This window comes from Microlunatus flavus (genome assembly GCF_900110855.1).
Lineage (GTDB): Bacteria > Actinomycetota > Actinomycetes > Propionibacteriales > Propionibacteriaceae > Microlunatus > Microlunatus flavus.
Map to the genome: position 1 here is coordinate 174,840 of NZ_FOFA01000002.1, position 12,451 is coordinate 187,290.

A 12,451-nucleotide genomic window follows, 5' to 3' on the forward strand; every position below is an offset into this window, starting at 1 on the left:
GACCGCGGGTTCCGGAGGGTTCGGCAGGCTGGTCCGGTGGAGGTCGTGGCGCTCGGTCCGGACGACTGGCGGCGGTGGCGGGCCCTGCGGCTCGCGGCGCTGGCCGACGCGCCGCACGCCTTCGGGTCCACGCTGGCCGGAGCGCTCGCGGCGGACGCCGAGGCGTGGTGGCGGGCGCGCCTCACCACGGTCGCGCACAACCTGGTCGTCGTGCGCGACGGGGTGGACGTCGCGATGGCCAGTCTCGCCGTGACCGACGACGAGGCCGAGCTGATCTCGATGTGGGTGGCGCCGGGTGCGCGCGGCCGGGGCGCCGCCGACCGTGCCGTCGAGGCCGTCCTGGGGCTGGCCCGGGAGGTTCGTCCGGGACGTCCGGTCGTGCTGTCGGTCTACGCCGACAACGCCGCCGCCCTGCGGCTCTACGCCCGCCACGGCTTCGTCGACGTCGGCGTCTCGCCCGACGACGAGCGGGAGCGGCGGATGGTCCGGCATGCCACCCCGCGCGCCGGATAGCCTTGCGCCGCGTGACGACCTCCTCGCCCGTACGTCCCTTCGTCGTCGGGATCGTCGGCGGCGGGCAGCTGGCCCGGATGATGTACGAGGCCTCGATCGGGCTGGGCATCCGCGTCGCGCTGCTCGCCGAGGGCCCCGACGTCTCCGCCGCCCAGGTGGTGCACGACGTCACCGTCGGCGACTACACCGACCACGACACGCTGCGGGCCTTCGCCGAGCGCTGCGACGTGATCACCTTCGACCACGAGCACGTGCCGACCGGGCTGCTGCGCGACCTCGAGGCCGCCGGGATCGCGGTGCGCCCGGGCCCCGACGCGCTCGTGCACGCCCAGGACAAGGTCGTCATGCGCGACCGGCTCAGCGCCGCCGGCATCCCGTGCCCGGCCTACCGCGTCGTCGCGGACGCCGACGCGCTGCGCGCCTTCGCCGACGAGGTCGGCTGGCCGATCATCGCCAAGACCTCGCGCGGCGGCTACGACGGCAAGGGCGTGTGGAAGATCGACGCACCCGATCAGGCCGACGAACCGTTCGCCGCGCTCGGCGGGCTGAGCGCCGGGGCGGAGATCCTCGCCGAGGAGTTCGTCGACTTCGCCCGCGAGCTCAGCGCCCTCGTCGTGCGGGCGCCGTCGGGGCAGGCGGTCGCGTACCCCGTCTCGGAGTCGGTGCAGCGCGACGGCATCTGCGTGGAGACCACGACCCCGGCTCCCGGGCTCACCGAGGAGCAGGCCGTCGCCGCGCAGGCGCTCGCGCTGCAGGTCGCCGGCGAGCTCGGCACGGTCGGCGTCCTGGCCGTCGAGCTGATGGAGCGCCGCGACGGCACCGTCGTGGTCAACGAGCTGGCGATGCGGCCGCACAACACCGGGCACTGGAGCATCGACGGGGCGCACACCTCGCAGTTCGAGAACCACCTGCGCGCCGTCCTCGACCTGCCGCTCGGCGACCCCGGCACACGGGACGACTGGACGGTCATGGCGAACGTCCTCGGCGGCAGCGAGCCCGACCTGCCCTCGACCCTGCTGCACTGCTTCGCGCGCGACCGCCGGCTGCGCGTCCAGCTCTACGGCAAGGAGGTCAAGCCCGGGCGCAAGGTCGGGCACGTGACCACCTACGGCGACGACCTGGTCGAGGTCCGCCGCCGCGCCCGGCACGCCGCCGGCTACCTGATGGGGGACCCGAATGCCTGAGTCGACGACGTCCGAGGCCCGCGACGACCCGACCAGCTCAGGGCGCGTCCGGGTCGGGATCGTCATGGGCTCGGACTCCGACTGGCCGACCATGCAGGCCGCGGGCCAGGCGCTGGAGGAGTTCGGGATCGCGTACGAGGCCGACGTCGTCTCCGCGCACCGGATGCCCGACGCGATGCTCGCCTGGGGCCACGGCGCGCACGCGCGCGGGCTCGAGGTCGTGATCGCCGGGGCCGGGGGAGCGGCGCACCTGCCCGGCATGCTCGCCGCGGTCACGCCGCTGCCGGTGATCGGCGTGCCCGTGCCGCTCAAGCACCTGGACGGGCTCGACTCGCTGCTGTCGATCGTGCAGATGCCCGCCGGCGTCCCCGTCGCGACCGTCTCCGTCGGCGGGGCCCGCAACGCGGGCCTGCTCGCCGTCCGCATCCTCGCCGCCGGCGACCCGGACCTCACCGCGAAGGTGCTGGCGTTCCAGGACGACCTGCGCGCCGCGGCGCAGGCCAAGGGCGAGGTGGTCCGCCGTGCCGTCCGCCCCGGCTGAGGCGCTCGGCGGGGCCGCGCTGCTCGGGCGTGGGGCGTCGTTCCTGCTGCGCCGGCCGCGGCTGTTCTGGCTGGGTGCGCTGCCGCCGCTGGTCACCTCGGTCGTCTTCGTCGTCGCGCTCGTGCTGCTGGTCGCCGAGCTGCCGGCGCTGACCGGCTGGCTGACGCCGTTCGCGCAGGGCTGGTCGGAGGGGATGGCGCTCACGGCCCGGATCGTCGTCGGGACCCTCCTGGTCGGCGGGGTCGTGCTGCTCATGGTGCTCGTCTTCAGCACCCTGACCCTGGCGATCGGCTCGCCGGTCTACGACAAGATCAGCGAGGCGGTCGACCGCGCGCACCCCCGGGCCCCGGAGCCGCTCGACGAACCGCTGCGGACCGGCGTCGCCCGCGCCGTGCGCCAGAGCGTCGCCCTCGTGCTCGTCTCGGCGGCCGGGGCGCTCGTGCTCTTCGGCGTCGGCTTCGTGCCGGTGGCCGGCCAGGTGGTCGCCGCCGTCGGCGGGGCCTTGTTCGGCGGCTGGATGCTGGCGATCGAGCTCGTCGGCAGCCCGCTCGAACGGCGCGGCGTGCTCACCCTCGCCGAGCGTCGGCGCACCCTGCGCCGGCGCCGCTGGCGCAGCCTCGGGCTCGGGGTGCCGTCCTTCCTGCTGCTGTCGATCCCCTTCGTCGCGGTCGTCGTCTTCCCCGTCGCGACGGCGGCCGGGACCCTCCTCGCCCGCCAGCTCCGCAGCGAGGCGACCGACCTGCCCGAACGCTCGTCAGAGAGCCGGCTCCGACAAGTTACCGACCAGTAACTTCGGGGGTACGCTGCCCGTATGGTCTCCACCGTCGAGGACCGTGTGGAGCTGTTCAGCCCCACCGAGGAGCACGAAGCGATCCGCGCCGCCGTGCGCGAGCTGTGCGACGACAAGGTCGCACCCCTGGCCGCCGAGGTCGACGAGCGCGCCGAGTTCGGCTGGGCGTCCTACGAGGCCCTGCGCGCCGGTGAGTTCCACGCGCCGCACGTCCCCGAGGTGTACGGAGGGGTCGGCGCCGACGCGCTGGCCACCGCCATCGTCATCGAGGAGGTGGCCCGCGCCTGCGCCTCGACCTCGCTGGTCCCGGCGGTCAACAAGCTCGGCAGCCTGCCCTGGGTGCTCGCGGGCAGCGAGGAGCTCAAGCGGGCCTTCCTGCCGCGGGTGGCCAGCGGCGAGGCGATGGTCAGCTACTGCCTCTCGGAGTCCGAGGCCGGCTCCGACGCGGCGGCGATGCGGACCCGGGCCGTCCGCGACGGCGACGGCTGGGTGCTCGACGGGGCCAAGCGTTGGATCAGCAACGCCGGGGTCTCGGAGCTCTACACCGTCTTCGCCGTCACCGACCCGGACGCCCCGCGCGGCAAGGGCATCAGCGCATTCGTCGTCGAGAAGTCCGACGCCGGCGTCTCCTTCGGCGCCCCGGAGAAGAAGCTCGGCATCAAGGGCTCACCGACGTGCGAGGTCTACCTCGACCGGGTGCGGGTCCCCGCCGACCGCCTCGTCGGGGAGGAGGGTGGCGGCTTCGCCCTGGCCATGCGGACCCTCGACCACACCCGCGTGACCATCGCCGCGCAGGCCGTCGGCATCGCCCAGGGCGCGCTCGACGCGACGCTGGCCTACGTCGCGGAACGTCAGCAGTTCGGCCGCGCGGTCGCCGACTTCCAGGGCGTGCAGTTCATGCTCGCCGACATGGGCATGCGCATCGAGGCCGCGCGCCAGCTCACGTACGCCGCCGCCGGGCGCTCCGAGCGCGACGAGGACGACCTCACGTGGTTCGGGGCGAGCGCCAAGTGCTTCGCCTCCGACGTGGCGATGCAGGTGACGACGGACGCCGTGCAGCTGTTCGGCGGGTACGGCTACACGCACGACTACCCGGTCGAGCGGATGATGCGCGACGCCAAGATCACCCAGATCTACGAGGGCACCAACCAGGTGCAGCGCGTCGTCATGGCGCGCCAGCTGCTGCGGCGGTAGTCCTCGCAGGCGCCCCGTGCGCTGCGCTCACCGGCCGGTCAGTACCGGTGGAAGTAGGTGGCCAGCTGCTCGGCCGAGCGGAAGCCGGGGCAGACCACGTCGAAGTCCGAGCGGCTGTTCCACCACCGGGCGAGGACGACGTCGCCGCCCTGCACCGACGTGGTGCGGCACTTGGCCAGCGCGGTCGACCGCTTGGCGGGGCCGACGGTGCGCCACTCCGGTGCGTGGTAGCGCGCGCTGCCGACGAGGTGCTGCCACGGGTCGATGCTGGCGTAGAAGCCGTACGACAGGCCCGCGTCCCGGTACGCACGCAGGGCGCCGTCGAGCGCCGCCTTGTCGTGCTTCTTGCTCTTCGACCACGGCGCCGGAGCGCGGGAGTACTCGACGTCGACCCAGATGAACGACGCCTCCAGCCCGACCTCCTTCATGCTGGCGACGTCGACCATGGCCTGGGCGTAGCCGGTGTTGCGCAGCCGGCTGCTCTTGGTCGTGCCCGCGTAGGGCCCGTGGTGCCGTACTTCTTGAGCAGCTTGGCGGTCGGGTAGGTCATGAACGCGTACGGAGCGGTCCACACGTGGTGCTTCTTGGCCCAGTCGACGTGCTTCTGCAGGCACGGGTTGGGGTAGAAGCCCGGACCGTTCGTGAGCCCGATGACGACGAAGTCGCTCTTCTTCGAGGGCATCGGGTTGCCGAGGGTGGGCCGCGACGGGATGCCCATGCCCTTGGGGCAGCTGGGCCAGGAGATGTCGTACCCCTGGGGCACGTGCGCCTTCGACGACGAGGACGACGCCGAGCTGGTCGCGACGGCAGCCGGCTGGGAGACCCCCTGGATGGGGGCCGGGTCGGCGAGGGCGGGAACGGTCGCGGACGCGGCGCTCGCGACGACGAGCGTGAGCGTGGTGGCGGCCACCCGCAGGCGGCGGAGCAGGGAGTGCGCGGGCACAGGTGGGGGGTCCTGACGTGGGAGGGGCGGTCCCCCCCGGACCGTCCGTCGGCCGCGCGCGGCGCGGCGGGTCGGCGACGCGCCGACCGAGGTCACCGTAGCGACCGCGGGCTGCCCCCGCGGTTGTTCCGCTGGTTCCGACGACTACCGCACGGATGCGGGTCGGGTGTGCCGTCTCAGACGGTCGGGGTGAGCCCGCCGTCGATGACGACGTCGGCGCCGGTGACGTTCCCGAGCCGGTCGCTGGCCAGCACCGCGACGAGGTCGGCCACCTCCTCCGGCCGGGTGAACCGTCCGGTGACGCCCTGCGCCGCCGCCTGCGCGGCGACGTCGCCCGCGCTCGCGCCGTGGGACCGGCCGACGGTCTCGGCGACCCCGCCGGCCCCCAGCCAGAGGTCCGTGGCCACCGGTCCCGGACTGACCGTGTTGACGCGGATGCCCTCCGCCCCGAGCTCCTTGGACAACGACTTGCCGAGGTTCGTCAGGGCCGCCTTCGCCGCGGAGTAGTCGACGACGAGCGGGTCGGCGAGGAAGGCGTTGACCGAGCTGATCGTGACGACCGACCCGCCGCCCCGGCGCCGCAGCTGCGGCACGGCCGCACGGACCATGCGCACCGCGGCCATCAGCGTCAGCGTCAGGGTCGCCTGCCAGTCGTCGTCGCCGACGGAGCCGAAGCCGCCTGGCCGCGGGGACACTGCGCCGGCGTTGTTCACGAGCACGTCGATCCCGCCGAGCGCGGCCGCCGCCTCCGCGAGCGCCGTCGGGCCCTCCGGGGTGCTGAGGTCGACCGGGACGAAGTGCACCCGGCCGCCGGCCACGAGACCGGGGAGGTCGGCACCCTGGTGCCGGGCGCCCGCGACGACGGTCGCGCCCTCCTCGACGAGCCGGCGGGTGACGGCCAGCCCGATCCCCTTGCTGGCCCCGGTGACGACCGCGATCCGGCCGTCCAGGTGGAGGTCCATCAGGCCTGCTCGGCCGGGGTGCTGCGCGGCGCGAGGCCCTGCGTGGCCAGCCACGACACCACGAGGTCGGCGACCTCGGGCCAGCCGTGGTCGATCGTCAGCGAGTGCCCGCGGTCGGGCAGCTCACGCAGCTCGGTGAGCGCAGAGGAGCGGTCGTAGAGCCGAAAGGTCGCGCGCGCCGACACCGCGGGGACGGTGTGGTCCCGACCGCCGGCGATCACCAGCAGCGGTCCGCGGGGGCTCCGCGCGGTGTCGACGGCCGCCTCGCTCGTCCGGCTCAGGTTGGCGGTGGCGGCCTGGAAGAGCGGCCGGCCGGGCGAGGGGATCGTCCACCGCTCGTGCAGCGCGTCGGACTCGGCCGCGCTGAGCGCGTTGCCGAACGCGTACCGGAACTGCTCGCGCGTGAGCGAGACGGCCCGGTTGCGGTTCGCTGGGTTGCGCAGCACCGGCCACGAGCTGCGCAGCGAGGAGAGCGGGACCGGCTTGACGCCCTTGATCGGGGCCGGGTCGATGGCGACCCCCGCGGCCCCGACGCCGAGCCCGAGCAGCTTCTGCACGACGAGCCCGCCGAAGGAGTGCCCGACCAGGATCGGGGGCTCGGGCAGCGCGGCGACGAGCCGTCGGTGGTGCTCGACGACGTCGTCGATGCCGTGGCCGGCGACGGCCCGGGGGTCGGCCCGGGTGGCCTCCACCGTGGGGCTGTCGCCGGGCCAGCCGGCGGCCGAGGCGGCGTACCCCTCGCGCTCGAGGCGTTCGACCCACGGCTGCCAGGAGCTGGCGTGCAGCCAGAGCCCGTGGACGAGGAGGACGGGCGGTGCGGTGCTGGTCATGGGCGCTCCCGAGCTGCACGGAACCGGAGTAGACCGACTGGTCTCTCCACGTGTACGGAGTATGGCGTGGCCGGGCCGCGGCCCGCAAGGGTCCGAGCGGGGCAGACTGGGCGCGTGAGTGCCCCCGCCGTGCAGGAGCGAGGAGGACCCGCGTCGCCCGCGCGCGAGCGGATCCTCGTCACCGCGGACCGGCTCTTCTACGGCACCGGCATCCGGGCCGTCGGGGTGGAGCGCGTCATCACCGAGGCCGGCGTCGCCCGGATGACCTTCTTCCGCCACTTCCCGAGCAAGGACGACCTGGTCGTGGCATTCCTCGCGCGCCGGGTGGGTACGGCGCAGGAGGCGCTGGCGCGGGTGCGGGCGGAGCACCCGGGGGAGCCCCGCAGGGTGCTCGAGCACTTCGCCGCGCAGGTGTCGGACGAGGCCGGTGTGGCGGAGTTCCGCGGGTGCGAGTTCGTCAACACCGCCGCCGAGTTCTACGACTCCACGCACCCGGTGCGCCGCGTGGTCGCCGACCACCGCGCCTGGATCACCGAGCGGCTGGCCGAAGCGCTGACGGGGCTCGGGCACCCGGCGCCGCGGCGGACCGCCGAGCTCCTGCTCATGCTGCGGACGGGTTTCATCGTCGCCAGCTCGCTCGAGGGCCTGACCAGCGGCGACGCCGAGTTCGAGCGGGCCTGGTGGCTCCTCGTCGGCGACCCACCTGATGGAGACGCTGGGACATCCTGTGAACCTGCTCAGGCTGGGGAGAACTCCGCCGGCGGGTGACCGGGACCGGGTGAGAATGCCGGTCATGACGACCGGGCAGGACCCCGCCCAGCTCTTCGGGCCCCCTCCGACGAGCGCCACGCAGCAGCAGCTCTTCACCGGCGGCTCGGTCCTGCAGACCCGGACCGGCGTCGCCGCCGCGGCCGACGCGTGGTCGGTCGGCGCCATGAACCTCGACCTCGACGACCTCGCCGTCGACCTGCTCGAGGCGTCCATGCGGCGTCCGGGTCCGCAGCCCGACCACGCGCCCGGACGGCACGCCTCCGCGCTGATGATGGCCGGCCGCTACGCCGACGCGCTCGCCGTGCTGCCGGCGGGGCTCGTGCTGCCCGACCCGGGCAGCGACGACCTGCAGCGCGACCACCTCGTGCAGGCGACGTGCCGCGCCGCCCTCGGCGACGACGGTGCGCTGCTCTGGCTGCGTCAGGCCGCTCCGCTGATCTCGGCGACCGACTGGGCCGGCTACATCGCGCACTGCCTGCTGCGGGTGGGTGACGCCCGGGGCGACCTGGAGCTCGCGGGGGCGTCGCTCGCCCAGCTGCAGCGGCTGGGCGACCGGGGGCGTCGGGTCGTGCCGCGGATGGCGGCCGACGTGGTCGCCTCCCGGCCCCGGTCGGCTCCCGCGGGTCGCGCCGGCCGCGGCCGCCTGTGGGGCTCGAACCGGGACCACCCGGCGGCCGTGGCTGTCCGGGAGGCCGCCGACCGGCTGCGCCTGGCGACGGACCTGCTGCACGGGCCCTCGGAGTCCTTCGTCTCCGACCCGGGCCTGGTGCTCGAGACCGCCGAGCGGCTGCGCCAGGGCGGCGACCCCCAGGGCGCCGCGCTGCTGCTGCACGCCGTCGATCGCACCAACCCGCACGTGCGCCGCGTCGAGGAGGCGCTGGCCACGTACGTCCCGCCCGGGGCGTACGGGCGCCGTCGGCTCCGCCGAGCGCTCCTGCTGACCCTGGCCGGGATCGCGTTCCTGGTCAGCGGGCTCACGGGCCACCCGATGGTCGCGGTCGTGGCGGCGCTGGTCGTCGGCGGCGTCGAGATCTTCGCCCGCGAGCCGGGCCTCGACCGCTTCGGCACGAACGTGCTGGCCGAGTACGCCGAGAAGGCGGGGATCCGCCCGTTCTGGCTGCTCCCGCGCTCGGTGGCGGACGAGACGCCGGTCGCCGGGACCCGCCGACGGTCACCGCTCGTGCTGGGCGTCGTCGCGCTGGCTCTCGGCGCGGTGGTCTTCCCCGGCGCGTGGGACGCGGCCGCGGAGCACGGCACGGGGACCTCCTGGCTCACCTCGCCGGGGCTGACCAGCTTCCTCGTGTGGGTCGTGCTGTTCCCGGTCCTGGTCACCTGGGCGGTCAGCCTGCTGCCCGGCCGGCGCCTCGGCTACGTCGTGCCGCGCCTCAGCGCCGCGCAGACCGACTGCCAGTGCCGCCGCTTCACGGGCCTGTCCGGCCCCTTCGCCTTCGCGTACGCCGCCGGCCACCTGACGCCGCTCGCGACGCCGCCGGAGCTCGAGCCGGCCCTGCGCCGGTTCTCACCGCTACCGCCGTCGGTCAGCGGCTGCCCGATGACGGGCGCCGCCTGGCTCGTGCTCATCCTCGGACCCGAGAACGGCAGGCTCCTGCTCCGCAGCCCCATCGGGACGTTCCCGGACCCGGAGGAGCGGCCCGACGACTCCCTGCCGACGGGGCAGTACCTCTAGTCCTGCGGCGCCGGCACCACCCGGACCAGGCCTGGGCCCGGTCCGGGTGGTCGAGCCGCTAGCGCCGCCCGGACGCCACCGCGGCCACGTCCGGTGCCGCCGAGCCGCTGCCGTAGACCACGAGCTCGGCCAGGGACATGTAGACGCAGCCGTCGTACGCCCCGTCGGGGCAGTTCGTGGCGAGGTCGGGGACCTGGGGAGAGAGCGCTGTGAAGCGGACGAACCGGGTCCCGGTCGAGCCCTTGACCGCGATCTCGTTGAGCCGGCCGCGGTCCTCGGCGGTGAACGTGCCCTCCGAGACCGTCGTCCAGGCCTTCAGGTCGGGCGACGTCTCGATGCGGTAGTCGCCGGTCGACGCGGACCCGGCCACGCCGCAGGTCGCGGCGGGGTCGACGGCCACCGCCTGGACGTCGACGGCGGCCGGAAGGGCCACCACGAGGGCCTTGGGGGTCGGCTTGTTCGTCGGGACCTCCTCGTCCCCGCTGGTGGTCACCCAGCCCGTGCCGAGGCTGGTGTCGAGCGCGGCGAGCGGGCCGCAGCCGTACGGGGTGAAGTCCGGACCTCCCGCCGAGACGACCTGAGCACCCCCGTTCGCGGCCGCCCAGTCGCGTCGCAGCGCGTAGTCGACCTCGGCCCCGTCCGTCGTCACCGTGGCGGTCCTGGAGGCCGGCAGGTAGCCGGCGGGAGAGGTCAGCACCACGGGGTAGGTGCCGGCCGCCACGTGGTCGATCCGGTAGCGGCCGTCGGCGTCGGTGCGCGCGGTGTAGTCGCCGCCGAACCCGGAGTCGTGTCCGCCGACCGCCACCCGCACGTCGGCGAGGCCGAGCCCGGTGACGCTGTCCGTCACGCGGCCCGTGATGGCCGCCCGCGGCGTGCTCTTGCCCGGCGGGCGGGAGAAGTCCTCGACCGGTCGGGCGTCGGCCGCGTCCGTGGTGCCGGCGAAGAAGCCCATGCCGCGGTGCGCGAAGACCTTCCAGACGGTCTTGGTGTGCTTGCCCTTGTAGACCGCGAGGTCGGCCTGGACGATCGCGTTGCGCATGTCGAGGAAGCTCGGGTCGGCGGGGGAGAGCTCCATGGCCCGGGTGACGAGCGCCCCGGTGACCTTGTGGCCGAGCGTGCGCCGCAGGTCCCACAGCGTCTGGCCCCAGATCTCCCCGGACGCGTGCACCTCCGCCTCGCCGATCACGGCGGAGAGCTCGCCGTAGGTGTAGCCACCACGGCTCCCGTCCAGCCGGGTGCAGGCCTCGGACGTGGTGCCGACCGGGCAGTCGATCGGCATGGTCCGGATCAGCGACTGTCCGGCTGCGACGTAGCGGCCGGTGAGGATCTCCCCGGCGGCCGAGGTGTCCCGCTCGAACCCGGAGTGCACGAGGTAGTCCTGGGCGTAGTAGTCGCTCCAGGCCTCACCCATGGACCCGGCCTGGACGCTGTTCAGGGTGCTGGTGCCGGTCGCGTCGACCACCAGGCGGTTCGACAGGCCGTGGGTGTACTCGTGCAGGATCACGTCCGCGTCGAACGCGCTCGAGGCCGGCACGAAGGGGTCCTCGTCGTCGGTGGCGCCCGGCGCGTGGAAGAGGTACATCTGCATCGTCGGCGGCGTGCCGTCCGGCGGCGTCGACATGTTGGCGTTGTCCACGTGGTTGGCGTCGGGCATGTCGCCGTCGGTGGCCGCGCCGTCGAGGGCGTTGAGCTGCACCGCGTCGCCGCCGCGGGCCTCGAAGTTCCCGGCCGACCGGGTGAAGCCGAACGGCTTGGCCTTCAGGTAGTCGTGGTAGCGGCTCGTGAAGTAGAAGCCCTGGGTCACGTCGGCCTCGCGGTTGACCTTCCAGGAGCCCTTCTCGGTCGGGTCCCAGGTGCACACCGTGGTCGCGCAGAAGGCGGAGCCGGTGGTGAAGGGCGTCAGCCGGTACTGGGCCCCGTCGCCCGAGCGGCCGGGCACCGGCACCGCCTCGCCCGGGTTCTGCAGGTCGTCGTCGTTGATGTCGGACCAGGCCGCCACGTAGGTGCCCCCGGCGAGGGTCTCGGCGTCCTTGCCCAGGTAGCCGGCCTTGACCAGGTTGCGGCGGTGCTGCTCGCCCCCACGTGGGGCGCCGGGGTAGTTGTCGTACACGAGGGCGTCGCCGTTGGCGAAGTCGACGAGGTCGTGGCGCAGCAGGACCGCCCCCGAGGAGGCGTCGATCACGTGCTGGTAGTCCAGCGTCCCCCCGGCCTGCACCCGCGTGGACCAGCCGCGGCGCAGCCCGCCCGGCGTGAGGAACCAGACGAGCGAGGCCGAGTCCCGGTTGGCCCAGACCGACCGCGCGCCCTTCCGGGTCTGGCGCACGTCGGCCACGCGGCCGCCCACGTCGGTCGCGGCGGCGCGCCGTGACTGGTCGGCGGAGACGGTGGCGGGCCCGGCGGCCGCGGCCTGGTTGGCCAGGTCCTCGATCGGGGCGCCCTCGAGGGAGATGATCTCGCCGCGCTTGGTCACGTTGGCCTTCAGCCCGTTGCCGAAGACGGGGACGCCGCCGACGACCTGCACCCAGGACAGGTGGCGGATCCCGGCGACGTCCTTGTAGTTCTTGCGCAGGACCAGCGTGTCCAGGTCACCCGGCTGGAGCCCCAGCTCCGTCGCGTGCTTGCGCAGGTAGCGGAGCACGACCTTCTCGGCGCTGGAGCCGGACCGGCCGGTGAGGAAGCCGTCGAGGCGCGCCAGCATGCGGGGCGTGCCCGTGAGCGGGTCCAGCTGGACGACGGCCTGGTCGCCGAGCACCGCGCGCCAGCGCTCCTCGGCGGCGGCGGTTCCGGGGCGCGAGCGCTGCTGGGCGCCCGGCTGGGCCGCGCCGCCGGCGGAGCGAACGTCGAGGTCGCCCTTGCGCTCGGGCTTCGACGGGGCGGACGGGGACGGCTTGCCCGGCCCGAGCGGCGTCGCCCCGGCCGGGACGGGTCCCGCGGCCAGGAGCGAGGAGGCGCAGAGCGCCCCGGCGAGCAGGGGGATCAAGCGGCGACGACGGTGCACGGTGCTCCTCGGGGTGGGGCGTCGCTCGCACCGTACGG

12 protein-coding genes are annotated in these 12,451 nt (G+C 74.5%); 7 read left to right on the top strand and 5 right to left on the bottom strand.

The features are described 5' to 3' along the window. Window positions 1–36: 36 nt before the first annotated feature. The 5 genes from BMY04_RS05240 to BMY04_RS05260 are packed head-to-tail and all read left to right on the top strand — an operon-like array spanning window position 37 to window position 4,222. Window positions 37–513: a GNAT family N-acetyltransferase gene (locus tag BMY04_RS05240; RefSeq protein ID WP_091178098.1), complete on the top strand. Its 477-nt coding sequence runs from the start codon at window positions 37–39 to the stop codon at window positions 511–513. An 11-nt stretch (window positions 514–524) separates the two neighbouring features. After that, window positions 525–1,697, top strand: coding sequence for a 5-(carboxyamino)imidazole ribonucleotide synthase (locus BMY04_RS05245; protein ID WP_091178099.1), 1,173 nt, complete (start codon window positions 525–527; stop codon window positions 1,695–1,697). Beyond that, a complete protein-coding gene (purE, locus tag BMY04_RS05250; RefSeq protein WP_091178100.1) occupies window positions 1,690–2,238 on the top strand; it encodes a 5-(carboxyamino)imidazole ribonucleotide mutase in 549 nt (182 codons plus the stop codon). Before BMY04_RS05245 ends, purE begins: the two co-directional genes overlap by 8 nt. Further along, entirely contained in the window at window positions 2,219–3,028 is an 810-nt protein-coding gene (locus tag BMY04_RS05255) for an EI24 domain-containing protein (RefSeq protein ID WP_091178101.1), read from the top strand. Before purE ends, BMY04_RS05255 begins: the two co-directional genes overlap by 20 nt. Window positions 3,029–3,049: 21 nt before the next feature. After that, window positions 3,050–4,222, top strand: a complete 1,173-nt coding sequence (locus BMY04_RS05260; protein WP_091178102.1) for an acyl-CoA dehydrogenase family protein — start codon at window positions 3,050–3,052, stop codon at window positions 4,220–4,222. A gap of 38 nt (window positions 4,223–4,260) precedes the next feature. Here BMY04_RS05260 and BMY04_RS05265 read toward each other — a convergent pair whose 3' ends face one another. The 4 genes from BMY04_RS05265 to BMY04_RS05280 form a co-directional block, all read right to left on the bottom strand. After that, on the bottom strand, window positions 4,261–4,668 hold the full coding sequence (locus tag BMY04_RS05265; RefSeq protein ID WP_091178103.1) for a glycoside hydrolase family 25 domain-containing protein: 408 nt from the start codon (window positions 4,666–4,668) through the stop codon (window positions 4,261–4,263). Then, window positions 4,647–5,165, bottom strand: a complete 519-nt coding sequence (locus BMY04_RS22255) for a hypothetical protein (RefSeq protein ID WP_139209755.1) — start codon at window positions 5,163–5,165, stop codon at window positions 4,647–4,649. Before BMY04_RS22255 ends, BMY04_RS05265 begins: the two co-directional genes overlap by 22 nt. Window positions 5,166–5,341: 176 nt before the next feature. After that, on the bottom strand, window positions 5,342–6,127 hold the full coding sequence (locus BMY04_RS05275) for an SDR family oxidoreductase (protein WP_091178105.1): 786 nt from the start codon (window positions 6,125–6,127) through the stop codon (window positions 5,342–5,344). After that, window positions 6,127–6,957 carry an alpha/beta hydrolase gene (locus BMY04_RS05280; protein WP_091178106.1) on the bottom strand — a complete coding sequence of 277 codons (831 nt, stop codon included), beginning with the start codon at window positions 6,955–6,957 and terminating at the stop codon, window positions 6,127–6,129. The genes BMY04_RS05275 and BMY04_RS05280 overlap by 1 nt, the downstream gene beginning before the upstream one ends. Before the next feature lie 114 nt (window positions 6,958–7,071). On the opposite strand from BMY04_RS05280, the gene BMY04_RS05285 reads away from it, so the two are divergent. Together BMY04_RS05285 and BMY04_RS05290 are read left to right on the top strand one after the other, a co-directional pair. Next, window positions 7,072–7,725: a TetR/AcrR family transcriptional regulator gene (locus BMY04_RS05285; RefSeq protein ID WP_170854006.1), complete on the top strand. Its 654-nt coding sequence runs from the start codon at window positions 7,072–7,074 to the stop codon at window positions 7,723–7,725. 25 nt (window positions 7,726–7,750) lie between these two features. Next, complete coding sequence (locus BMY04_RS05290; RefSeq protein ID WP_139209757.1) at window positions 7,751–9,415, top strand: hypothetical protein; 1,665 nt, start codon at window positions 7,751–7,753, stop codon at window positions 9,413–9,415. Between the two features lie 58 nt (window positions 9,416–9,473). Here BMY04_RS05290 and BMY04_RS05295 read toward each other — a convergent pair whose 3' ends face one another. Then, a complete protein-coding gene (locus tag BMY04_RS05295; RefSeq protein WP_091178108.1) occupies window positions 9,474–12,413 on the bottom strand; it encodes a M36 family metallopeptidase in 2,940 nt (979 codons plus the stop codon). Window positions 12,414–12,451: the final 38 nt, after the last annotated feature.

Excerpts from the sequence above, each read along its gene's own strand:
- purE (WP_091178100.1), top strand. The coding sequence starts at position 1,690 with ATGCCTGAGTCGACGACGTCCGAGGCCCGCGACGACCCGACCAGCTCA.
- BMY04_RS05260 (WP_091178102.1), top strand. The coding sequence starts at position 3,050 with ATGGTCTCCACCGTCGAGGACCGTGTGGAGCTGTTCAGCCCCACCGAG.
- BMY04_RS05265 (WP_091178103.1), bottom strand. The coding sequence starts at position 4,668 with ATGGTCGACGTCGCCAGCATGAAGGAGGTCGGGCTGGAGGCGTCGTTC.
- BMY04_RS05275 (WP_091178105.1), bottom strand. The coding sequence starts at position 6,127 with ATGGACCTCCACCTGGACGGCCGGATCGCGGTCGTCACCGGGGCCAGC.
- BMY04_RS05280 (WP_091178106.1), bottom strand. The coding sequence starts at position 6,957 with ATGACCAGCACCGCACCGCCCGTCCTCCTCGTCCACGGGCTCTGGCTG.
- BMY04_RS05290 (WP_139209757.1), top strand. The coding sequence starts at position 7,751 with ATGACGACCGGGCAGGACCCCGCCCAGCTCTTCGGGCCCCCTCCGACG.